The 20,985-nt window shown below is 36.7% G+C and carries 29 protein-coding genes; 22 read left to right on the top strand and 7 right to left on the bottom strand.

What is annotated here, in order from left to right:
* From gatD to QZU81_RS04155, 6 genes are all read right to left on the bottom strand, one after another.
* Positions 1–752: Glu-tRNA(Gln) amidotransferase subunit GatD (gatD, locus tag QZU81_RS04130; protein ID WP_295589547.1), on the bottom strand; the 752-nt coding region annotated here is incomplete at its 3' end.
* A 9-nt stretch (positions 753–761) separates the two neighbouring features.
* On the bottom strand, positions 762–2,201 hold the full coding sequence (locus QZU81_RS04135) for a 2-oxoacid:acceptor oxidoreductase family protein (RefSeq protein WP_295589549.1): 1,440 nt from the start codon (positions 2,199–2,201) through the stop codon (positions 762–764).
* A gap of 13 nt (positions 2,202–2,214) precedes the next feature.
* Positions 2,215–3,330: a 3-methyl-2-oxobutanoate dehydrogenase subunit VorB gene (locus QZU81_RS04140; protein ID WP_295589550.1), complete on the bottom strand. Its 1,116-nt coding sequence runs from the start codon at positions 3,328–3,330 to the stop codon at positions 2,215–2,217.
* The gene (locus QZU81_RS04145) at positions 3,331–3,615 is read right to left on the bottom strand and encodes a 4Fe-4S dicluster domain-containing protein (RefSeq protein ID WP_292823405.1); all 285 of its coding nucleotides are present in this window, start codon (positions 3,613–3,615) and stop codon (positions 3,331–3,333) included.
* A 13-nt stretch (positions 3,616–3,628) separates the two neighbouring features.
* Entirely contained in the window at positions 3,629–5,296 is a 1,668-nt protein-coding gene (locus QZU81_RS04150) for an AMP-binding protein (protein ID WP_295589553.1), read from the bottom strand.
* Positions 5,297–5,316: 20 nt separating this feature from the next.
* The gene (locus QZU81_RS04155; protein ID WP_292823401.1) at positions 5,317–5,868 is read right to left on the bottom strand and encodes a helix-turn-helix domain-containing protein; all 552 of its coding nucleotides are present in this window, start codon (positions 5,866–5,868) and stop codon (positions 5,317–5,319) included.
* 226 nt (positions 5,869–6,094) lie between these two features.
* Between QZU81_RS04155 and QZU81_RS04160 the strand changes: the two genes are divergently transcribed.
* Entirely contained in the window at positions 6,095–6,466 is a 372-nt protein-coding gene (locus QZU81_RS04160; protein WP_292851387.1) for a hypothetical protein, read from the top strand.
* Between the two features lie 12 nt (positions 6,467–6,478).
* Here the strand turns inward: QZU81_RS04160 and QZU81_RS04165 are convergent, their stop codons facing one another.
* Entirely contained in the window at positions 6,479–7,411 is a 933-nt protein-coding gene (locus QZU81_RS04165; RefSeq protein ID WP_295589554.1) for an NAD-dependent epimerase/dehydratase family protein, read from the bottom strand.
* 114 nt (positions 7,412–7,525) lie between these two features.
* Here QZU81_RS04165 and QZU81_RS04170 point away from each other — a divergent pair, with 114 nt between their 5' ends.
* Genes QZU81_RS04170 through QZU81_RS04270 form a run of 21 tightly spaced genes read left to right on the top strand, consistent with a single transcriptional unit; the run spans position 7,526 to position 20,973 of the window.
* Positions 7,526–7,915, top strand: coding sequence for an energy-converting hydrogenase A subunit A EhaA (locus QZU81_RS04170; protein WP_295589556.1), 390 nt, complete (start codon positions 7,526–7,528; stop codon positions 7,913–7,915).
* Positions 7,908–8,408: a hypothetical protein gene (locus QZU81_RS04175; protein WP_292823393.1), complete on the top strand. Its 501-nt coding sequence runs from the start codon at positions 7,908–7,910 to the stop codon at positions 8,406–8,408. Before QZU81_RS04170 ends, QZU81_RS04175 begins: the two co-directional genes overlap by 8 nt.
* 4 nt (positions 8,409–8,412) lie before the next feature.
* Positions 8,413–8,661 carry a DUF2109 domain-containing protein gene (locus QZU81_RS04180; protein ID WP_295589558.1) on the top strand — a complete coding sequence of 83 codons (249 nt, stop codon included), beginning with the start codon at positions 8,413–8,415 and terminating at the stop codon, positions 8,659–8,661.
* A 5-nt stretch (positions 8,662–8,666) separates the two neighbouring features.
* Positions 8,667–8,936: an EhaD family protein gene (locus tag QZU81_RS04185; RefSeq protein ID WP_292851393.1), complete on the top strand. Its 270-nt coding sequence runs from the start codon at positions 8,667–8,669 to the stop codon at positions 8,934–8,936.
* Positions 8,929–9,189, top strand: a complete 261-nt coding sequence (locus QZU81_RS04190) for a DUF2107 family protein (protein ID WP_295589561.1) — start codon at positions 8,929–8,931, stop codon at positions 9,187–9,189. The genes QZU81_RS04185 and QZU81_RS04190 overlap by 8 nt, the downstream gene beginning before the upstream one ends.
* A complete protein-coding gene (locus tag QZU81_RS04195; protein WP_295589563.1) occupies positions 9,186–9,779 on the top strand; it encodes an EhaF family protein in 594 nt (197 codons plus the stop codon). The genes QZU81_RS04190 and QZU81_RS04195 overlap by 4 nt, the downstream gene beginning before the upstream one ends.
* On the top strand, positions 9,779–10,474 hold the full coding sequence (locus tag QZU81_RS04200) for an EhaG family protein (RefSeq protein ID WP_295589565.1): 696 nt from the start codon (positions 9,779–9,781) through the stop codon (positions 10,472–10,474). Before QZU81_RS04195 ends, QZU81_RS04200 begins: the two co-directional genes overlap by 1 nt.
* Positions 10,475–10,483: 9 nt before the next feature.
* Positions 10,484–11,155: a hypothetical protein gene (locus tag QZU81_RS04205; protein WP_292851399.1), complete on the top strand. Its 672-nt coding sequence runs from the start codon at positions 10,484–10,486 to the stop codon at positions 11,153–11,155.
* 9 nt (positions 11,156–11,164) lie between these two features.
* Positions 11,165–11,380, top strand: coding sequence for a DUF788 domain-containing protein (locus QZU81_RS04210; protein ID WP_295589567.1), 216 nt, complete (start codon positions 11,165–11,167; stop codon positions 11,378–11,380).
* Between the two features lie 9 nt (positions 11,381–11,389).
* A complete protein-coding gene (locus QZU81_RS04215) occupies positions 11,390–12,262 on the top strand; it encodes a respiratory chain complex I subunit 1 family protein (RefSeq protein WP_292851401.1) in 873 nt (290 codons plus the stop codon).
* On the top strand, positions 12,259–12,513 hold the full coding sequence (locus tag QZU81_RS04220; protein WP_295589569.1) for a hypothetical protein: 255 nt from the start codon (positions 12,259–12,261) through the stop codon (positions 12,511–12,513). The genes QZU81_RS04215 and QZU81_RS04220 overlap by 4 nt, the downstream gene beginning before the upstream one ends.
* Positions 12,514–12,521: 8 nt before the next feature.
* A complete protein-coding gene (locus QZU81_RS04225; protein ID WP_292851404.1) occupies positions 12,522–12,824 on the top strand; it encodes an energy-converting hydrogenase subunit EhaL family protein in 303 nt (100 codons plus the stop codon).
* A gap of 10 nt (positions 12,825–12,834) precedes the next feature.
* The gene (locus QZU81_RS04230; protein ID WP_292851406.1) at positions 12,835–13,227 is read left to right on the top strand and encodes a DUF1959 family protein; all 393 of its coding nucleotides are present in this window, start codon (positions 12,835–12,837) and stop codon (positions 13,225–13,227) included.
* 34 nt (positions 13,228–13,261) lie between these two features.
* Positions 13,262–13,711, top strand: a complete 450-nt coding sequence (locus QZU81_RS04235) for an NADH-quinone oxidoreductase subunit B family protein (RefSeq protein WP_292823369.1) — start codon at positions 13,262–13,264, stop codon at positions 13,709–13,711.
* Entirely contained in the window at positions 13,708–14,832 is a 1,125-nt protein-coding gene (locus QZU81_RS04240) for a nickel-dependent hydrogenase large subunit (RefSeq protein ID WP_292851408.1), read from the top strand. Before QZU81_RS04235 ends, QZU81_RS04240 begins: the two co-directional genes overlap by 4 nt.
* Positions 14,832–15,860, top strand: a complete 1,029-nt coding sequence (locus QZU81_RS04245; protein ID WP_292823365.1) for a 4Fe-4S binding protein — start codon at positions 14,832–14,834, stop codon at positions 15,858–15,860. Before QZU81_RS04240 ends, QZU81_RS04245 begins: the two co-directional genes overlap by 1 nt.
* Positions 15,857–17,224, top strand: a complete 1,368-nt coding sequence (locus QZU81_RS04250; RefSeq protein WP_342764260.1) for a 4Fe-4S binding protein — start codon at positions 15,857–15,859, stop codon at positions 17,222–17,224. The genes QZU81_RS04245 and QZU81_RS04250 overlap by 4 nt, the downstream gene beginning before the upstream one ends.
* A gap of 4 nt (positions 17,225–17,228) precedes the next feature.
* A complete protein-coding gene (locus tag QZU81_RS04255) occupies positions 17,229–18,275 on the top strand; it encodes a hypothetical protein (RefSeq protein ID WP_295589572.1) in 1,047 nt (348 codons plus the stop codon).
* A gap of 12 nt (positions 18,276–18,287) precedes the next feature.
* Complete coding sequence (locus QZU81_RS04260) at positions 18,288–19,178, top strand: formylmethanofuran--tetrahydromethanopterin N-formyltransferase (RefSeq protein ID WP_295589574.1); 891 nt, start codon at positions 18,288–18,290, stop codon at positions 19,176–19,178.
* Positions 19,179–19,187: 9 nt separating this feature from the next.
* Positions 19,188–20,120, top strand: a complete 933-nt coding sequence (locus QZU81_RS04265) for a carbohydrate kinase family protein (protein ID WP_292851420.1) — start codon at positions 19,188–19,190, stop codon at positions 20,118–20,120.
* 25 nt (positions 20,121–20,145) lie between these two features.
* On the top strand, positions 20,146–20,973 hold the full coding sequence (locus tag QZU81_RS04270) for a 4Fe-4S binding protein (protein WP_295589575.1): 828 nt from the start codon (positions 20,146–20,148) through the stop codon (positions 20,971–20,973).
* Positions 20,974–20,985: the final 12 nt, after the last annotated feature.

The following is a 20,985-nucleotide window of genomic DNA, read 5'->3' on the forward strand; positions in this document are numbered from 1 at the left end:
TTTGTACCCTTGTGCAGGTAGGTGTACTGGTCGTTTAAGCTTCCATGCATGCAGACGCAGACTTCTGCGATGTCTGATTTTGCCGCAATCACGGAATCAATCAGGTTGATGTTTGCATCGCTTGAAGGTCTGTCTGAACTTCTCTGAGCGCCGGTCAAAATAATAGGCACTGGTGTTTTTAACATAAAGCTCAATGCAGCTGCGGTATAATGCATTGTATCTGTACCGTGAGCTATTACAACTCCGTCACTGCCTTCGGAAATCTCATTAGCTATTTCCTCTGCTGCCTTAACCCAGTATTCAGGCTTCATGTCTTCACTCAATATGTTGTACAATGCCTTAACGTTGTAGTTTGCATAATCCAAAAGTTCAGGATTGGCTTTTACAAGGTCTGAAGCTGTAAATTTAGGATGCACAGCACCTGTTCTGTAATCGATAACGGAAGATACTGTACCTCCGGTTGAAACGATTGAAATGTTCTGCTTTGAATCATCGTGAGGAATTTCAGTTTCATCATAGCCTATTTTTGGCTTATCCCCTTTTTCGATTAGCTCGCAGGTGGTATTTTCAATAGCCACACCGATATTATAACCGCTGGATAGTTTTATAACAAGATATCCGTCATCGGCATCCTCCGGACGGTCAAGCAGGATACCGGTATAGGAGATATCCTCCTTATGCACTTTGATGGTATCTCCAATGCCCAAACCGTAATTGTTTATATAATTTTGAGAAATTTCTTTGTATGTCATCAAATCACACTATGAATTGTTTTTTAACCATTCCGCTCCCGCTTCAAGAACGTCAATGTTTACTCCGATTACTTTAGGTTTTGATGCAAACATTTCGCGAATGGCATTTTCATAAGATTCGCGTTTTAAAACATCAGTCAGTTCAGTCAATGCACCTAAAAGTGCGGTGTTTGCAGTTCTGGCATTTCCATGCTCTTCTGCAATGTCGACACATGGCATTGAAATGACTTTCACGTCTCTGTCAGTTTCAAATTCGCCAATTTTTGAATCGTAAAGTATAACTCCGCCATCTTTAACGTCCTGTGAGAACTGTTCCAATGATGGCTTGTTTAAAGCAATAAGAATGTCAATGTCATCAACTACAGGTGTTCCGATTGTTTCGTTGGAAATCACAACAGAACAGTTTGATTTTCCTCCCCTTTGTTCAGGTCCGTAGCTCGGATACCATGATACGTGCTTTCCTTCAGCACATGCAGCTTGAGCAATGGTAAGTCCTGCGCTCAATACTCCCTGACCTCCGAATCCGGAAACCTTGATGCTTACAGGTTCGATGTCCTCATCGACATAGCCTGAATCTTCGCTTCTGCTGACATTGAATATTTTATCTAATGATTCAGTTGAAAAGTCACTTTTTGGCCTTTGGACAGGCTCTTTTGTGTATAAGTTATTTCTGAAGTTTTTAACAGGGAATTCCTTCTCCATTTGCTCTTCAATGAATTTTTGAGCACTTGCAACGTCCTGTTTTAAGTTGGTTGGACAAGGTGACAATACTTCAACGAATGAATATCCTTTTCCTTCCTTTTGAACGGTCAATGCCTGTTTGATTGCGAATTTGGCAAGCCTGATTTTCAATGGGTTTGCAAGGGATACCCTTTCAATGAATACAGGTGCCTTCAGGGTATTGATCAATTCGCACATGTGGGTAGGGTGTCCTGCATAGTCAGGATCTCTTCCGGTCTGGCAGGTAACTGTCTTTTCACCAATCAATGTGGTTGGTGCCATCTGTCCACCGGTCATTCCGTATACTGTATTGTTTACGAAAAATACCGCCATCTTTTCTCCACGGTTTGCAGCCTGAAGGGTTTCGTTCAAACCGATTGAAGCCAAATCTCCGTCTCCCTGATAGCTCATGACGATTGCATTGTCTTCTGCTCTTGAAATACCTGTAGCAACTGCAGGTGCTCTTCCGTGAGCTGTCTGGAAGTTTCCGCAGTTGAAGTAGAAGTATGCGTATACTGAACATCCTACAGGGGAAATCATCACGCATCTTTCTTGGATTCCAAGCTCATCCATACATTCTGCAATCAGTTTATGTAAAATTCCGTGTCCACAACCGGCACAGTAGTGAGTAGATTGAATATTGGTTCCTTTTCTAGGATACTCTTCTAAAAGGGATTGTGGATTTCTACGTACCTGCAATTCATAATCTTTATTTTCTTTATCACTCATTCTTCCACATCCTCTAATCAATTATGTTTGGACTGGCCTTTTCCTCACTTCTTTTGGATAGGTCTATGTCTTCATCTTTGTATCCTGCTATTTCATAGATTTTAGCAAGAATCTGTTTAAGTTCAATTAGGTTTCCACCCATTCTGTTGACCAGATGAGTATCTTCCTTTCTCAAAGCAGCGAATTGCACGTCAGCCAAGAGTTGTCCGTTGCTCATTTCAACGGATATGAAACTTACGCCTTTATCTGATAACTCCTTGATTCTGTCAACTGGGAAAGGTGATAATGTAATCGGCCTTAAAAGTCCGACTTTTATGCCTTTTTCACGTGCTTTGTCGACAGCGGACCTTGCGATTCTTGAGCTGATACCGAATGATACCAAAACGATGTCAGCATCTTCAACTTGATATTCTTCAAATATGACTTCTTCAGCTTCGATTTTGGCATATTTTTCCTGAAGCTTGAAGTTGAAGTCCTCCAAATCGTTGAAATCGTTAAATATTGAAGTGATTAGATTGTCCATGGTTTCCTTATTTCCCTTAACTGCCCAATCCTTGTCATCTTTTGGTTCAATTGCTTCTTTAGGGAAAACCAATGGTTCAGCCATTTGGCCTAATGTACCGTCTGCAAGAACAACTACTGGGTTTCTCCATTTGTCTGCAAGTTCAAATGCTTTCATGGTCAAATCGCACATTTCCTGAACGCTGTTTGGAGCCAGAACTATGTTCTTATAGTTTCCGTGGCCTCCTCCCTTGACGATTTGATTGTAGTCTCCCTGTTCGGGTCCGATGTTACCGAGTCCAGGTCCGGCTCTCATGATATCAACAATAACTGCAGGCAATTCCGCACCTGCAAGGAAAGTAAATCCTTCCTGCATTAAGCTGATACCAGGTCCTGATGAGGAAGTCATAACCCTGTGGCCGGTACCTGATGCACCGTAAACCATATTGATTGATGCCTCTTCACTTTCGGCTTGAACAAAGTTTCTTCCAACCATCGGGAAGTATTTTGATGCTTCGTGCAATATTTCACTTGCAGGAGTGATTGGGTATCCAAAGAAACAGTCACAGCCGGCATACATTGCGCCGATGATGACTGCAGTATTTCCTTTTACCATTTGATTGCTCATTTATTCTCCCCCTTGATTAGTCGCTTTTGCCTTAATCATTCTTGCAACTGAATCGTTAACGATCTTTTTATATTGATGTACTTCTAATGCCAATGGCTCAGGACAGGTAAAGTAACAGTCTTTACAGCCTGTACAGCCATTTCCGCTATAATATGCAAATTGATATCCTGCATCGTTCATGTCTTCTGAAAGTAATATTGCATTTTGAGGACATCCGACTATGCATCTCATACAGCCTTTACAAATTTCCTTATTTATAACGGGATAAGATATCTCTTCTGTCATTATATCATCTAAATTAGTTTTTATTATCTTTTTCTCTTATTTCAACTCTTCTTATTTTACCGCTGATGGTTTCTGGAAGTTCATCGACGTATTCAACCATTCTTGGGTATTTATAAGGAGCTGTAACTCTTTTAACATGATTTTGAATGTCTTTAGTTAAAGAATCTGATGGTTCGAAGTCCGGCTGCAATACAATGCTTGCCTTTACGATTTGACCTCTCACTTCATCAGGATAAGCGGTAATTGCGCAGTGTGCAACTGCTTCGTGAGACAATACTGCACTTTCCACTTCATACGGTCCGATACGGTAACCTGAAGATTTGATAATGTCATCGTTTCTTCCAACGAAGTGCACGTATCCGTCTTCATCCACCCATGCGGTATCTCCGCAGTGGTAGTATCCGTCATGTATCTGTTGTTTGTATTTTACTTCATCATTCACATAATCTTTGAATAATCCAGGATTTGGCCCGTCATTCATTTTGAAACAGAGTTCTCCTTCTTCACCGATTTCAACTCTGTTGTGATTTTCATCCAATAATTCCAAATCAAATAATGGGGAAGGCTTACCGATGGAAGCGATTTTCGCATCTAGCCAAATGAATGTTCCGATTGACAAGGTTGTTTCGGTCTGACCGAATCCTTCCTTGATTCTTAAGCCTGAAAGGTCATAGAATCTTTCGGACACTTCAGGAGGCAAAGGCTCTCCTGCGGTTGTAACATATTTCAAGTTTGACAAGTCATAGCCTTCAATGTTCTCCTTGATTATAAATCTGTAAATTGTTGGAGGGGCACAGAATGTATCTACCTTATATTCAATAATCTTTTCAAGTAATTTCAATCCGTTGAACCTGTCATAATCATAAATGAAAATTCCGGTTCCTGCAATCCATTGTCCATACAGGTTTCCCCATACGGCCTTTCCCCAACCGGTATCGGCTGCTGTATGATGGATTCCATCTTCAACAACATTGTGCCAATATTTGGCAGTAGGGATGTGGCCTAATGAGTAGGTATGCTTGTGTGAAACCATTTTAGGAAGTCCGCTGGTTCCTGAAGTGAAGTAGATAAGGAAAACCTCTTCAGCGTAGGTCTTGTCTTCACCGGTTGGCCTTTCAAATACAGTACTTTCATTCATGATTGCTTCATTGAAGTTAATCCAGCCATCCCTATCGGTTTCAATAGCTAATTTTTTCAAATCGATTCCCAATGATTTTTCAGCCTCTTCATAATCAGGCAGTAATGTGTCTTCCTCTACTGAAACAACCATTTTTACATTAGCTTCCTTTATTCTGAAATCGATATCGTGCAGTTTCAGCATATGTGTTCCTGGAATTGGTATTGCTCCAATCTTATGCAATGCAACCATACAGAACCAGAATTCATATCTGTTTTTGAGGGTTAGCATTACGCAATCGCCTTTTTTGATTCCTAAGCGTTTGAATAAGTTTGCTGCTCTGTTGGAATATTCTTTCATTTCTTTGAAAGTGAACACATGTTCCTCATCGTTGTCATTAATCCAGATTAAAGCAATTTTATCAGGGTCAATTTCGGCATATTTGTCAACTACGTCAAATCCGAAATTATAGTCTTCTTCATAGGTAAGCTTAAAGTTTTTATAAAAGTCTTCATAAGAGTCAAAGTCAACTCTCTCTACAAAATCTTCAATTACTGATGTCATTAAATTATCTCCTGTAAGTATTATATGATTACTGCTAAGAATTTAGCGGGCTTGTCGTTAAGTGCAACCATTGCGTGTCTGTGTGTTGAATCAAAGAAGATGCAATCTCCTTCGTTTAATATGATTTCGTTATTGTGGATGTATATTTTAAGTGAGCCTTCAAGGACATAGTTGAATTCCTGTCCCGGGTGTGAATTTAGAGAAGGCTTCGGATTCTTTTTGGGATCCACAACAACAAGAAATGTTTCAGCCTGTTTATGAATGAATTTTGAGCATAGGTTCTCGTGGGTATATTCCTTACTTCTGTCAACTGAAACCCCTTTGTTTGCACGAGTCACGTCAAAAATGTTCATTCTGCTTTCTTCACCTGTTAATAATAATCCTAAATCAACTTTAAAAATGTGTGCAAGTTCATATAAGAAACTTGCTGGAATGTCTACTTCAGCATTTTCATATTGGATGTAAGTTTCTTCGCTAATATTCAAGTCTTCTGAAATTTCTTTAATAGTAATGTCTGACAGTTCTCTCAATTCTCTAATTCTGTTTCCAATATCTTTATTGTATTCATTCATTCATTAACACCTATTTCTAATTGATTTGTAATTGTTATAATAATATATATTATAATATTGTATATTTTGAATTTAAGATTATATAAACCTTATTAAAAATCGTTATAATTCGTTATAAATTTTTTAAACAAAAAAATTTTAATTTAATTCTAAATTGAATATCTTTGGAAAGTTTTATATATTACAAACTATAATTCTAATTTATTACGTAAAGGAGATTATTAAAATGGTATCTAATGAGATCGGTACTAACATTATTTTCAAAAAACAATTAGGTTTAAACTATGAGATTGACCAGAAATATGTTGGTTTGAAAATGAAGGAGAACAATATTTTATCTTTTAATTTCAGAGTGCCAGGGGCCTTAAAAGATGAAGTTGAATCATATTTTAAAAGGTTCAAATTAGGCGAACCGATTTTGGTCGATATTGGTGGAACCGGTGATATCAGATGCGACTTTAAGGGTCTTTCACCTGTTTTAAAAAGTAAGGATGAATTTGACCAATATTTTATCTCAGCAACTCTTCAGGAAGATAAGAAATATGACCCTATTGAAGAGGAAAAATGTGAAACTTGTAGTGGATGCGGATTCCACTAACTTAACTTTTTTTTAAATTTCAATCTTATACCATTGGATTGTAAAGTCCAGTTGTTCGTAGAATTTTTTCGGATCTGTTTTTAAATTGATTTTTTTCATGTTGCTTACATCCGCAAGGGAGTGTTTGATGTCTCCAACTCTTTCACGAAGGTATTTAGGTTCCAAATCGCTGTCGAGAGTGGTTTTGATAATGTCATATAACTCATTTATGGTTATGTTTTCTCCGGATGCAACATTTACTATGCCTCTGTAGTTGGACTTGCAGGCGTTAATGTTTGCCTTAACCACATCGTCAATGTAGACGAAATCTCTTGTCTGTTCGCCATCACCGTAGATAACGGCCTGCCTTCCTTCAAGGAGGGTATTAATAAAACTAGGGATTACAGCGGCATATTCAGAATTCTTATCCTGTTTCGGTCCAAAAACATTGAAATACCTTAAGGAAACGTAATCCAAACCATAGGTATCATAAAATGATTTCAAATAAAAATCGCAGCTGGCTTTTGATACTCCATATGGGGATGTTGGCATTGGGGTGTCGCTTTCTTTTAAAGGCAGACTTTCATTCTGACCATAAACCGCTGAGGATGATGAGTACACTATTTTTTTAACGTTGTTTTTTACGGCTGATTTAAGCAGTCTCACAGTAGCGGAAACATTTATTTCATTGCATTCAAACGGTTGAACTACACTTAACGGAACACTTGCCATTGCTGCAAGATGGAAAACATAATCAGCATCGCATGTTAAATCGTCAAAATTAGCATCACGGATGTCTTCGTTGATTATTGTTAGATTTTCGTGTTTTGATTCTTTTAAATTATAAATGCTTCCTGTGGATAGATTATCAACAATAGTGACTTCATTGTCAGTTATTAGTTGATTTGAAATGTTTGAACCAATAAAACCTAGCCCACCAGTGATTAAAATTTTTTTATCTTTCATTAAGCCACCAATTACCAATTTAAATTATAATTAAGCTTTTATTTATTATTTTTAAGTAACAATATTTATATATTTTTATAAGTATATTAATTATTTAAGAGGAGTCTTAATAATATGTTTGATTTGGTTGATAGTACCATATTTTTTGCTTCTTATGGGAATGCGTTAGGATTGGCTAATGTAAGCATTGGTCCGTTTGACATTGTCTTAGCATATATTGCTGCCATTGTCGTTTCAATAGTTGTAGCCTTAGCTTTGAAAATCCCATTATTGCCAAGCAAACCATATAGGTATTCTTTTGATGTTAGTGCGATATATCCAACTCCAATAATAGCTATCGGCATATTTTCAATATTTTTAGTTTTAAATTATACTTTCATGTATAACGGTCTGGTTTTAGCTATTATTATCGGTATTTTATCTGCATTATTTGTGAAATATTTATTTGATTTTGTATTTCCAAAGCCTCTAAATGAAGATAACGGGGAGGATATTGATGAATGAGGTAATTGGAATAATAATTGCTGCAATTCTTTGTTGGTTGAATTTTGTTATTGTAGATACATATTTCGGACTTCCCGAACAACCTGGCGTTAGAGGAGCCAAGATTGTTGGAAAAAATGTTGAAAAAAGGGGAGGAGATATTGCTGGCGGATATTTCCAGGGAAACGTTTTATGTTCTCCGGACGCATCTGCTGGTACATTATTGGCTTCTATTGGATACTTGCTTTTAGGAATTCCTGGGGGAATCATAGCAGCATTCTTTGTATTTATGGGCAATAGGTTATGCGCTGATCCAGGGTATGCCGGAACTTGCGGAAGTTTAACAGCAACTTTAATTCTTTTCATTTGCTGTTCTTTCTTAGGATTTGCACCTGAAATGTTCATTGTGGGAATGGTAATTGCCATCTTAACAATTCAAGGTATTGATCAAGTCAGGGCTTCTGTGGTTTTAGGTAAAATCGCCGAAAAATTCAATAGGCACGCTAGAGAGTGATAATATGTATGTAGAAATAATCGGTATCATAGTCGTATTCGTAGCATTAAGGGCTTTGGTAACAAGAAACAGGGTCGAAAGGCTTTTGTACATTAATGTTATCGGGTTTGGAGTATCTGCCATTATAGCGCTGGTAATAAACACTCCATTTGCTCTTGTTGTTGCAGCTGCATTCTTTATTTGTTCTACAATCAGTGCAAATGCAATTGCTTACACTTTGAAAAGACTTGATGATGAAATACTGCTGGAGTGATGAATATGGAGTTTTTCGTATCAATAATTGCAATTGCTTTGATGGTTATCGGTGCATTCGGTATTATTTTCCTTAAAAAGCCATTGGATAAGGTTATAATGTTTACAATACTTGATGCAGGATTTGTTTTGGCGGTTGTTTTATTCAAATATTTGGATGTGGCAATGTTTGCAGCTTTGGTTGACCCGTTATCCACATTAGTGTTTATTCTGGCCATTGTGAAAATTAATGAAATCAGAAAAAATAAAATTGCAAGTGGTGATGTAGATGATTAGCGTTCCATTATTCTTTTACTTTGGAATATTCCTTGCAATTGTTGGAAGTATTGCTACTGCATGGGGTCCTGGAGTCAATGACCCGATAATAAGGACATTCAATACTGAAGTTGCTTCAATAGGTGTTTGTTTGGTCTTGTTATGTTACAATCATGTTTTAGCATTATTGACATTGCTTGCAACCACTGTTATAATTACTTTAATCTTATTTAGAGCTATTATTCGTTTAGAAGAAATGGGGGCTGACATATGAGGATAGGAGTTTTATGGAATAAATTAGCAGACCCCAAAAATATTCCTCGTCTGTTTGCATTTAGTTTGGGGATTATATTAATAATCGGCCTTATTGTACCTATGGCCTTAAATCCAGATCAACTGTATGTTAGACCCGCTCCTCAAGAGCAAATAGATGAAGGTTTGGCAATCGCTCCTTATGACAGGGGCGGTGAAGTTTTAACCGAGCCGGGAAATATCAATCCTCAATACCCAGAAAATGCAGCGCAGCTGGGTATGATTACAGGATATATGTCTCCAATATCACAATGGGTATCCTCTATATCCCCATACTTTGGAACATCAATTTACTCATCTCCTGGCGGACTTATAGATGAAATATTGTATTATACAAGAGGTTTCGATACAATACTTGAATCTTCAATATTGATGATGGCATTCATCATTGCTTCATGGTTGTCCATCAATTATACCATGGACAGGAAAAATGATGAAAATGAAATTAGAAAAGATGTTAAAAAAGCTATTACTGACTCAACAAAAGTAGCTAATGAAGTTAAAGCGAACGATGCTAAAGCTAGATCAAAACAGTTAAGGAGGGATAACTAATGGTTTTTGTACCTGCATTTGTCCCTAGTGCATTTTTAAGCATGTACATGCCGGCCATTTACGCTGGATTGATTGTCGGATTTATAGCTACAATGGCAATAGCAATGAAAAGAGAAGAACTTCACATTCTTATCCTGACTGATTTGGTCGGTCTTGCTATGATTTTTGTAGTGTCTGCCGTTGGAACTGACTTGGCTGAAGCTTTAATTTTACCGGGTTTGGTAGTAGAACTTGCAGAAACTTTAGCCATATCTGAGATTTTAATTACAAGGGAAATGCGTATCATTGAAAGCGATCCGAGAAGAAATCTGTCTAAGTCTGCTTCCCTTTTCCCACAGCCATTTGCACTGAATATGGAAATATTGAATACTGCTCCTAATTTCATAGCATTGGTTTTAATCGGTTATGGTATTTTCTTGACCGGTTTTACTGGTGGGGCAGTAGCTGGTGGAGGAATTGTATTGTACGCATTGTCTAAAAAGGCAAGAGGGCTCCCAGTATTAATCTTGGATGGTGTAGCTGGTGTTTCAGGAATTGCATGGTGTTTATGGATAATAGGTTTCTTATTGTTCTTTGTAACTCCTCAATACTGGTTATTAAGTTTATTCTTGGCAGCATGTGGATTATTATTAAAAGTAGCTTCAAAAGTGGGCTTGATTGGTCTGCTTATGAGAGAGGACATAGACAAGGAGTAGGTGATGGGAATGGATTTTGTTACACTTGGAGGAAATTTACTTGGAACAATTCCGCTTGGCGATATCGTATTATATCTCACACCGTTTAACTTGTTCCTTTTTGCGGTTTTACTTGGATTTACAGTAATGATTGGTTTGAGTAAACCTGAAACTCAAATAGAAGCTACATTTCATTATTTAAACAATACTGAAGTTAAAGTAGGTGAAAAGGAGTTTAAGCAAAGAAGGTTCTTATCTGTTATCTGCGGCATAGCATCTGCAGGCGCAATGATAACAGGGGATCTGTTTAATTTCACTCTGTTCATGGCCTTGGTCGGTATTTTAAACATCGGTATTGTTTCTGCTGTAAAGCAAACCAGCGTGTTAAACTCCGCTTTCAATTATGGTTTGATTGCCATGATGTGTAGTTTGCCGTTGTTTGGTGGTGCAGCTATTATTCTTGCATCAACAGGAACATTATCTCTTGCGGTATTGTCTCAAATGCCTGCAAGTCCGATGGTCGTATTTGGTGCAGTATTGATGTTAATAGGAATATTAGGTGAAAGTGGGGTAGCGCCATTTTTCGCAAGTAAGGCGGAAATGTTCAGGACAGCAGGATCCCCGTTCATTGTGATTATTCACTTAAGTTCTTTATTCATTATAGTAAGAGCAGTTGAAATTTTATTATTGGTATTGTGGTAAGTGGTGAGTATGAATAGTCAAAAAACTTTATGTATTATATTATTGGCAATATCAACCATAGCTATTCTTGCTTGTTTGGTCATTAACTTTGAAGCATGGATTGTCTATACTGTAGCTATCTTTGGTATTCCTTTATGGGTTTTATCTTTAGGTTTATTGACAATGGCTAAGCCAAGACCAGAAGATGCGGAAGAAAGGGTGAAAGAACCATTTACTGGGTATTAGAGTGGTATTATGAATTTAATGGCAGAAATATTAATTCAAGTTATTATTGCATTCCTTGCAGGAAGCCTGCTTTTGGGTTTGCATAGAAAGATTATGGCACGTGTTCAAAAACGTCCGGGACCACCTATAGTTCAGCATTTGATACACTCTTTGAAATTTTTCTTTAAGGAAACCGCAATTCCAAAAACTGTTTCAAAAGTATTTTATATAGGTATCGTATTTATATTGGCTTTAATCTGGATTGTTGGGGTAATTGCAGGGCCTGTAGCTCATGATTCTCTGTTAATCATATTCGGTGTTTATGCAGTCTATAAAATCGTAGAGCATAACTCAGGATCAAGTTCCGGTTCTCCTTACGGTAAATTGAGTTGTGTAAGGGCTGTTCTTTCAGCGGCAACAGAACTTCCGTTATTTGCAGCTATCGTGTTTGTTTATTTAATTGTTGGATCAATGAACATTGGTGAAATCATTGCTTATCAATCAATTCATGGTGCTTTAATATTTAAAATACCTCTTGCGGCATTGATGTTCTTCATGTTGATCATTACAAAGTCACCATATTCCCCATTTGCAATTACAAAAGATAAGGTGTTAATTTCAGGATTTGAAACTGAACACTTTGGATTTTTAAGGGGATTCATGTTATTCTCCGAATCTATTGCATGGTATGTGCTGCTTTGGGTGTTCCTGACAATATTCTTCGGACCGTTAAATGCAGTCGGATACTTGATTGGAATGATTGCAATTACATTTATTACAGGATTTATCAATGCTACAACACCGATTTTAAGTCCAAATCATTCTGTAATGACTCAAATTACTATAGGGGCAATATGCTTCTTTGGAACAATAATTATGATATTTAGCGGGGTGGTAGTATGAATAGTGAGAATGTAATTGTTTACTTCACAGCATTAGTTGCCATTGGCATTATTGTAGTTGCATTATTGACAACAGTATTGCATTCAGCTATCATTGCTCCAATAGTGATAATTGGAATTGTTCTGGCAATTTTTGCATTATTGGCCAAAGGCAATTTTGCGCACAAAATAGAAAGTATTGAGAAAATATGTTTTATAATAACATTTATAGCAATAATTTGCTCATTTATATTACTTTATAAACCAATGTAGGGGATATTATGTTAGATTATATGATTTATATACTTGCATTTGCTGTTGGTTCCATTCTTGGTTTACTTTACAGTTATAAACAGCATGGTGAACCATTTGTGGCAGTTCCTGATTTCAACATGCCCATGGCCGTTGTTGCAATTTTGGGATGGTGTTTGGCATTTTGTTCAGGCAATGTGATTTTGACAGCTATTGGTATTCTCATGGGCGGTTTTGTAATGGGAGAAAGACCAGGATACGGCAGAAAGGAAACCGCTGCTGGTTTAATTATTGCAATAGCTTTATATTTATTAATGAAATGGGCAGTATGATGTGATTGGAATGGACGACGATGCTAAATTAAGATTAATGCAAAATAGAATTATAAAAAGTTATGCTTGGCAAAGAGACATTATTGTTCCACTTTCCAAGGAATTTGATTGTACTGTTGAAGAATTAGAGGAGTTATTCTTTTCTTTAATGGATATGGATTCCCTCGAGAATATGCATGGGACATTTGAATCCGCAAAGGATATTTGCCTATATCAAAAGTTCAATGCCGATTTGAGATTATGCTGGTTTATCGGCACATTGGAGATAATTCCTCCTGAAGAAGGTAGAAAATTAAAAATGAAATTAGTAGAAGAAGTTAAGAATGGCAAATCTTATGAAGATGCGCTAAAAGAGGGTCAATTAGAATTATATCAATTATTAAAGAAAGAAGCTAAATATTAAGTTTATAATTTTATAAAAAGAGAGAGGGAGTACAATGTTAAATGCTATTAAGGATGTTGTGAGAAAAAGCTCAATTCACGTCTGCCTCATTAACTGTGGCGGATGCAATGGATGCGACGTAGAGGTTGTTGCACTGTTGTCTCCAAGATATGATTTAGAGCAATACGGTATTTATGTTCACAACAATCCTCGTGAAGCTGACGTCCTATTGATAACTGGTGCAGTAACAGAGCAATGGGTCGATAATTTAAAAAGAGTTTATGATAAAGCTCCTGAACCAAAAATAGTGGTAGCTATTGGAAACTGCCCGCAATCAGGTGATGTATTCAATCAGGAAGGAGGTCACGTAAATGCACCTGCATCCGATTTCATACCTGTTGATGCGGCTATTCCAGGATGTCCGCCTAGACCTAGTGAAATATTGGAAGCTATTCTAGCCGTTGGTCCGCAAGCTATTGCTGATCGTGGGAGGGAAGAAAGATGATAGTGCCTATTGGTCCAATTCACCCTGCTTTAAAGGAACCTATCAGACTTAAACTGCAAACTGAAGGGGAACGCGTTGTTAAGGCAGAGATTGAATATGGTTATGTTCACAGAGGTATTGAAAAGATAATTGAAGGTAAAACCTGGCAGAAAGGAATTTATCTTTCAGAGCGTGTATGTGGTATTTGTTCCTATGAACACACTCAAACTTTCGCAGAAACCATTGAACAAATTTCCGATGTTGATGTTCCGCTAAGGGCTCAATTCTTAAGAGTAATTACAAATGAGCTCGATAGAATTCAAAGCCACTTCCTGGCGAATTCCACATTCTTCAAATCAATGGATCACGAAACATTGTTTATGCATGTTTTGGAATTAAGGGAATACGCAATGGATTCGATTGAACTGTTAACAGGAAATAGGGTCAACATGGGATGGAATGTTGTGGGTGGTGTCAGAATGGATGCTGATGAACGCCATTTCAAACCGATACTCGAAAACCTTAAGATAATTGAAGACAATTTCGAAACTGTTCGTGCTCTGTTTGCAGAAGGTCCTGCTTTAGCATTAAGATGTAAAGGAATCGGTGTAATGAGTAAAAAAGAAGCTATTAAAGGACGTGCTGTAGGTCCTATAGGAAGGGCTTCTGATGTTAAGGAGGATTACAGGGTAGGCCATTATACTTATGATGATCATTTTGATTTTAAGGTAATCAGAAGAAAAGAAGGAGATAATTACGCAAGAACAATGACTAGATTCGATGAAATTCCAGAATCAATCAGTTTAATTAGACAAGCGATTGAAAACATTCCTGATGGTGAAGTTCGTACTCCTGCTGACATTAAATCAGGCTATGCAATGCGTAGAAATGAGGCTCCTCGTGGTGAAGTTACCTACATGATTGAGACTAATGGTAATCTGATTAAGAACATTTCCATTAGAACTCCAAGTATTTCAAATATGGATTCCTGTGCAAAATATATGATACGTGATGTTCCAACAGTGGCTGATGCCGTTTCAACCTATGCTTCATGCGACCCTTGTGTGGCATGTGCTGAAAGGGTAGCCATTACTAATGAGCACGGAAAAACCGAATATAAAAATATTTATGAGGTGATATGATGTCATCTCTGATGTGGTATATTTTTGATTTTGCAAGAAAGGCATGGGCCGATGCGTTTGCAGATGCAAAGACAGACCCTGAAATCGCCGAAAAACCTGAAAGATTCAGGGATTTTCCAAAAGTCAACAAGGAATACTGTATCGGTTGTGGTGCTTGTACCGTTTCATGTCCTTCTCCAAATGCAATCAAATTAATTCGTGAAAAGGACAGTGAAACAGGGGAAGGTTTGACTTACCCGGTAATCACACCTGGCGCATGTATACGTTGCGGTTTCTGTGCTGAAGTTTGCCCAACAGACCCAAAAACCTTGGAATGCGGTTTGAATCATTTAATTTTACCTGAATTCAATATTATTCCTTCAAAAAGGCAATATATTGTTGACGATTATTTATGTATAAAATGTAAAAAATGTCTAAAGCAATGTCCTGTAGATGCTATCAGCGAAATTGACGGAAGGGTTGTTGTTGACCAACTCAAATGTATTTCCTGCGGAGATTGTTTGGATGTTTGTCCGGTAAATGGTGCAATGAAAGGTGTCTTTGTTGAAAATTTACAAGACCAAAAAGACCTGATCCTTTTATGCGTCACTTATCTTGAAGATTACATCAATAATAAAGAAGAAGACTTGAGGTCATTGGAAAGAGATGAGCTATTGCAATATGATGTTCCCCTATCTGAGATTTGGGATGATGCATTAAAAATCATTCCTGATGATGAAGTCGCATTGGAAATCATTACCAATGCAGTGAATAGGCTTAAAATCAGGATTATTGATTGGGATAAGGACAAATGTGAAAAATGCCAATTATGTATTCCTGACTGTCCTACCAAGTGCATTTCCTTTGATGAGAAGGAGAACACTATTGTAAGAGATAAAGATAGATGTTTGCGTTGTAGTATTTGTTACCAGACATGTCCGTTTTCAGTAATCAAATATTTCATTGCCAAATTTTCACTTGATGACGGTGAGAACATTCATGTGACTGTAAAGGCATCTAATCTAAATGAGGATATTGTAATGGAGTGAGTGTTATGATTGATAGTTATACTAAAACACCAAGACCATTGAGATATGTTGACGTTGATTATTTAATTGACCAGACCAAATGTGCAAACTGTAAAGATAAGCCATGTCTTAATTCATGTCCAATCGATGCGATTTACACAGATGAAGATGAAGGTCTTATAAAAATAAAAAATACTTGCTTTGGTTGTGTATTATGTCGTAATGCTTGTCCATATGATGCCATTTCATTAGATGTGCATATGGATCCTCCAATAAAGGAAAATGTTCCAAACATCAACGTGAAATTATGTAAGGCATGTGGGGCATGTGTTCAAGCCTGTAAAAACGGGTCAATACACATTGTTGCTGATGGTAAGGATGAACCTCACAGTGAGATTGATAAGGATACCTGTGTACGCTGCGGATATTGTTTCAGGGTATGTCCTACAGATGCAATCAAATACGGTCAATTGCTTCCTAAGACTGTCAAGGGTGGTAAGGCTGTTGTTGTAAATCAGGATAACTGTATAGGCTGTATGACATGTACAAGAGTCTGCCCATCAATGGGAGCGCTTAATGTTGCAAGAACAAACAAGCTGCCGTACATCAATCCGGGCTACTGTGCAAGATGTGAGGAATGTATGCACTCCTGTCCTTCAGGAGCAATAAAGTACTCTTCACGTAAAAAGGCCTATAAGATGTATAGTGAAATCAAATCATTCGACATTGTCTCTGAAATCGTCGACCACGATATAAAAATATTGTCTCTTGATTTAATCAGTCTTAATAAAGTTTTAGAAAAAGTAGGAAAATCCACTGCATTGGAATTCAATGATTTGGACTTTGAAAACTTCGTTGAATATAAAGTGAATGATGCGATGGAAAGGGAATTGAGAGTCAGTATTGATTCAAGCATTGAAGTGGATAAGTTCACAAAACTTTTCGGATCTTATCTAATGGATAGGAACATCGAGGTTTATGAAAACAAATGTGTCGCATGTGGTGAATGTTTCAATGTATGTCCTGTTGGAGCTATTGAGCAAAATGGTCCAAGTCCAATTGTAATTAATGATGACTGTGTATATTGCGGTAAGTGTGTAGAGCAATGTCAGTTTGATGCAATTGGAGCTTATGATGATTATTTCTATAGTAAAGACACTGATTTGTATTATGCAAGGTCTTATCTCTATAAGCAAAGATTGGGCGATTTTTCACTTTCAGAAAACAAATGTCAAGCCTGTGCAATCTGTACAAAGAATTGTCCTGTTGGGGCATTGACATTAAACGACGATAAGATAGAATTCGACGGTGAAAAATGTATTTATTGTAGAACCTGCGAGGCAATTTGCCCGCTTGATGCAATTAGAATAGTTAATTTCAGGTGAGTTGATGTTTGAAAAATCATTTATAACCGATTGTGAAGGGCCATTAACCTTAAATGACAATGCATTTGAGTTATCAGCTAACTTCATAGAAAATGGGGATGAACTGTTTAAAATCCTTAGTTTATATGATGACTATTTAGTTGACGTTGTTAAAAAGGAAGGCTATAAGGCAGGTAATACTTTAAAATTGATTTTGCCTTTCTTCGTATCTGAAAATCTTTCAAATGATGATTTAATTGATTTTTCACAAAATCACATTTTTGCTGTCAACGATTCAAAATTCCTTTTAAGTTACTTGAAGAAAGCCATGAATACTTACATTGTTAGTACCAGTTATGGCCAATATATTGAAGCCATATCCAATTATATGGAACTTCCATTTGAAAATACATTTTACACAAAGGTCAATCTAGATAACCTAACTCTAACTAACGAAGAATTAGAAAAAATCAATGAATTCAAGGAATTGATTTTGGACAATCCGGATGATTACGAATTATTCGACAGAATATTCTTTTCCGAAATAACTGAAATGGGAATTTATGAGGAAATCAAAAAGATTGATGTTGTTGGTGGCGAAGGCAAGAAGTTGGCTATTGACGAGATTATTGAAAGGGACGGCATAAATGTCAATGAGATATTGTACATTGGAGACAGCATCACTGATGTGGAGCCCCTAGATTTTGCCCGCAAAAATAATGGAATAAGCATTTCATTCAATGGCAATGAATACCCGTTGAGGGTTGCTGAAATCGCCATTGTATCTCCAAGTGCGGTTACAACTGCGGTAATAGCTAGTATCTATATAAATACTGATAAAAATAATGTTTTAAAATTTATTGATGATTATAATGTTTCAAAAGATATGGAAAACTTATTTGATGGCTATGAAATTGACTCTGAAGTCAAAAAAGAGTTTTTCTCAACTTTTGATGGTAAAGATTATCCAATAATCCAGATTATATCCGATGACAATTATGAGGATATCTTAAAAGTCAGCAAAGAAATGAGAAATAACATTCGCGGTGAGGATATAGGTGGATTAGGTTAATAGGTGTATAAAATGAGTTATGAAAAAGTACAAGACACATTCTTTGAAGCTTTTGAAGGCAAATATGTAAGAGCTTTAATTACAGGACCAAATGAAAAAATTGTTAAAAGTGCAGCTTATGATTCAACTTCAACTCCAAGCTCAGTCATTGGAAGAGTTGAAGGGGGTGTTGAAGGATTTTTAGATGAATCACAAACTCCTGACGGCAGATTTGGTGCTGTTGTTCAATATTGGTTAGGTGATGATGATATTGATAAATTTGCTTTCGAACTGTCCTACAGATTAAGACAGGATGTGTTGGTTAAACCATTTACACGTATTTTTGATTATTCTACAACTGACAGTGATGAATACATTGAAATGATGGATATTGTAGGCCATTGCGGTGATGGCTACGAATGGGTTGTAGAAGAATACGGAAGAAAGATGATTAATGTTCCAATTGCGGTTCCTGATTTCCAGATTGAAGAAAAGTTCAAAATAAATGATGGAATAATGGGAGGTAATTTCTGGTATTTCTGTGAAACTCCAGAAGCGGTTTTAGATGCTGGAGATGCAATTATTGATGCCATAATGGAGGTTGAAGGTGCAACTGCGCCATTTGGAGTATGCTCAGCCGCTTCAAAACCGGAAACAAATTATCCGGAAATCGGTCCGACTACTAATCATTTTTACTGCCCTTCCCTTAAGGAAACTTTAGGGGATATTTCTAAAGTTCCGGAAGGCGTTAATTATATTCCTGAAATTGTAGTTAATGCAATTGATGAGGAGTCCATGAATAAAGCTTTAAAAGCTGGTATTGATGCGGCTTTAAAATTTGATGGAGTAATTGAAATATCTGCAGGTAATTTTGACGGTAAACTTGGAGATAAAAATGTAAATTTATTAGATATTCTAAAGTAAGGTTTTAAAATGGAAATTCTAGATAATGATCTTAATGCAGAGGTAATAGGATTTGGAGCATTGAATGTTGACAAACTCTATTCCGTGGAAAATATCGCTGGCCATGATGAGGAAAGCTTTATAAAAAGCGAAACTGACACTCCAGGGGGGTCAGCGGCAAATACCATTGTGGGTTTGGCTAGGTTAGGTTGCTCCACATCATTCATTGGAAAAATTGCTGAAGATGATGACGGCGATTTGATTGAATATAATTTGGCCATTAATGGAGTTTACAGCAATAATTTGATTTACTCTGAAACCGGAGCTACAGGCAAATGTTTGGGATTTGTCGATAGCAATGGTGAAAGATGTCTTTATATTGACCCTGGTGTCAATGATGATATTCAAATTGGAGAGATAAATCCGTTGAACATCATGAGATGCAAAATTATGCATTATACGTCATTTGTCGGAGATTCATTTAAAGCTCAAATTGAATTGTTGGATCTTCTCAATGATGAAACCGTATTGAGCTTTGATCCTGGAATGTTATATGTACAAAAGGGATTTGATGAGTTAGAACCAATATTGAAAAGAACAGATATTCTACTCATTAATGAATCAGAATTAAGATTATTATGTAATAATAATAAAGCTTCTTTAAAGGAATTGGCTGTTGGTTTACTCGATTTTGGAATCGAAACTGTTGTAATAAAGCAAGGTTCAAAAGGAGTATTTGCAATGAGCAATTCACAGGATTGCTTTGTTGAATCATACCCCTGCAATGTTGTGGACACTACTGCCGCAGGCGATAGTTTCAACAGCGGATTTTTATATTCCTACCTAAAGGGATTTGATTTGGAAAAATCTTGCAAAATCGGAAATTGGGTTGCTAGCAAAGCTATTGAAGGATTTGGAATGGATAAATTCCCAACCTTAAAAGATTTAGAGGAGTTCTTTTAAAAAAAATTAGTTAGTTGGTATTAATATGAATGTATCTTTTATAAAACAGATGAAAAACCTGGAAAAGGAAGTATTATTAAAATCTGTTGAATTAGATGATGACAGCGATGATTTCCAATTTGAATTGGAGGATTTCAATGTTGATGATGAAATCATTGCGGTTGCACCTAGATGCGTAAGGTGCAATACATGTGTTGGTGAATGCCCAGTTAATGCAATTGAACCAGCTAATATTTTCAGAATAGCTAAAATAACTGAAAAATGTGTTAAATGTGAAAGTTGTGTTCAAACATGCCCTGTTTCAGCAATAAAATTAATTGATAACTCAGTTGTTTACGATGATGACGATGACCGAGACGTCATTGAATACAAGTTGTCCAATGTAAGTTGTCCTCACAGGGTTGTTAGAATGAATAGTATTTCAATTGATTATTCGGTTGATAACAATTGGGATGATTGTGCGAACTTATGTCCAACGAATGCATTCACTCTTGAATTTAAAGAGTTTTTCGATAATTTGAATATGGATTTGGGCATCGATTTAATTGAAGATGAATTATATCCATATATTAATGAAAAAATGTGCATTGGATGTGGGGCTTGCGTTGAAATCTCACTTAATGACAATGCAATTGAACTGGATAGGTATTTAGGACCTATTGTCCACGGCAGAGTCATTGATATCAATTACCCATTATGCGTTAATTGTTATCTATGTGAAGAGAATTGTCCTACTAATGCTATTGAATTGGTGGATGGTGAAGTTGTATTAGACAATGATAAATGCATCAGATGTACTCAATGCACAAAACATTGTCCTGTTGGAGCTTTGAAAAGAATTGAAATTGAATAAAAATGAGGTCTG

It is taken from the genome of uncultured Methanobrevibacter sp., from assembly GCF_902770715.1.
Lineage (GTDB): Archaea > Methanobacteriota > Methanobacteria > Methanobacteriales > Methanobacteriaceae > Methanocatella.

Bases quoted from the DNA above. Each gene is read 5' to 3' on its own strand.
- QZU81_RS04170 (WP_295589556.1), top strand. From the start codon at position 7,526: ATGTTTGATTTGGTTGATAGTACCATATTTTTTGCTTCTTATGGGAAT.
- QZU81_RS04155 (WP_292823401.1), bottom strand. From the start codon at position 5,868: ATGAATGAATACAATAAAGATATTGGAAACAGAATTAGAGAATTGAGA.
- QZU81_RS04145 (WP_292823405.1), bottom strand. From the start codon at position 3,615: ATGACAGAAGAGATATCTTATCCCGTTATAAATAAGGAAATTTGTAAA.
- QZU81_RS04175 (WP_292823393.1), top strand. From the start codon at position 7,908: ATGAATGAGGTAATTGGAATAATAATTGCTGCAATTCTTTGTTGGTTG.
- QZU81_RS04205 (WP_292851399.1), top strand. From the start codon at position 10,484: ATGGATTTTGTTACACTTGGAGGAAATTTACTTGGAACAATTCCGCTT.
- QZU81_RS04245 (WP_292823365.1), top strand. From the start codon at position 14,832: ATGTCATCTCTGATGTGGTATATTTTTGATTTTGCAAGAAAGGCATGG.
- QZU81_RS04225 (WP_292851404.1), top strand. From the start codon at position 12,522: ATGTTAGATTATATGATTTATATACTTGCATTTGCTGTTGGTTCCATT.
- QZU81_RS04235 (WP_292823369.1), top strand. From the start codon at position 13,262: ATGTTAAATGCTATTAAGGATGTTGTGAGAAAAAGCTCAATTCACGTC.
- QZU81_RS04220 (WP_295589569.1), top strand. From the start codon at position 12,259: ATGAATAGTGAGAATGTAATTGTTTACTTCACAGCATTAGTTGCCATT.
- QZU81_RS04270 (WP_295589575.1), top strand. From the start codon at position 20,146: ATGAATGTATCTTTTATAAAACAGATGAAAAACCTGGAAAAGGAAGTA.
- QZU81_RS04180 (WP_295589558.1), top strand. From the start codon at position 8,413: ATGTATGTAGAAATAATCGGTATCATAGTCGTATTCGTAGCATTAAGG.
- QZU81_RS04150 (WP_295589553.1), bottom strand. From the start codon at position 5,296: ATGACATCAGTAATTGAAGATTTTGTAGAGAGAGTTGACTTTGACTCT.
- QZU81_RS04215 (WP_292851401.1), top strand. From the start codon at position 11,390: ATGAATTTAATGGCAGAAATATTAATTCAAGTTATTATTGCATTCCTT.
- QZU81_RS04165 (WP_295589554.1), bottom strand. From the start codon at position 7,411: ATGAAAGATAAAAAAATTTTAATCACTGGTGGGCTAGGTTTTATTGGT.
- QZU81_RS04190 (WP_295589561.1), top strand. From the start codon at position 8,929: ATGATTAGCGTTCCATTATTCTTTTACTTTGGAATATTCCTTGCAATT.
- QZU81_RS04260 (WP_295589574.1), top strand. From the start codon at position 18,288: ATGAGTTATGAAAAAGTACAAGACACATTCTTTGAAGCTTTTGAAGGC.
- QZU81_RS04255 (WP_295589572.1), top strand. From the start codon at position 17,229: ATGTTTGAAAAATCATTTATAACCGATTGTGAAGGGCCATTAACCTTA.
- QZU81_RS04200 (WP_295589565.1), top strand. From the start codon at position 9,779: ATGGTTTTTGTACCTGCATTTGTCCCTAGTGCATTTTTAAGCATGTAC.
- QZU81_RS04160 (WP_292851387.1), top strand. From the start codon at position 6,095: ATGGTATCTAATGAGATCGGTACTAACATTATTTTCAAAAAACAATTA.
- QZU81_RS04185 (WP_292851393.1), top strand. From the start codon at position 8,667: ATGGAGTTTTTCGTATCAATAATTGCAATTGCTTTGATGGTTATCGGT.
- QZU81_RS04265 (WP_292851420.1), top strand. From the start codon at position 19,188: ATGGAAATTCTAGATAATGATCTTAATGCAGAGGTAATAGGATTTGGA.
- QZU81_RS04140 (WP_295589550.1), bottom strand. From the start codon at position 3,330: ATGAGCAATCAAATGGTAAAAGGAAATACTGCAGTCATCATCGGCGCA.
- QZU81_RS04240 (WP_292851408.1), top strand. From the start codon at position 13,708: ATGATAGTGCCTATTGGTCCAATTCACCCTGCTTTAAAGGAACCTATC.
- QZU81_RS04230 (WP_292851406.1), top strand. From the start codon at position 12,835: ATGGACGACGATGCTAAATTAAGATTAATGCAAAATAGAATTATAAAA.
- QZU81_RS04195 (WP_295589563.1), top strand. From the start codon at position 9,186: ATGAGGATAGGAGTTTTATGGAATAAATTAGCAGACCCCAAAAATATT.
- QZU81_RS04210 (WP_295589567.1), top strand. From the start codon at position 11,165: ATGAATAGTCAAAAAACTTTATGTATTATATTATTGGCAATATCAACC.
- QZU81_RS04135 (WP_295589549.1), bottom strand. From the start codon at position 2,201: ATGAGTGATAAAGAAAATAAAGATTATGAATTGCAGGTACGTAGAAAT.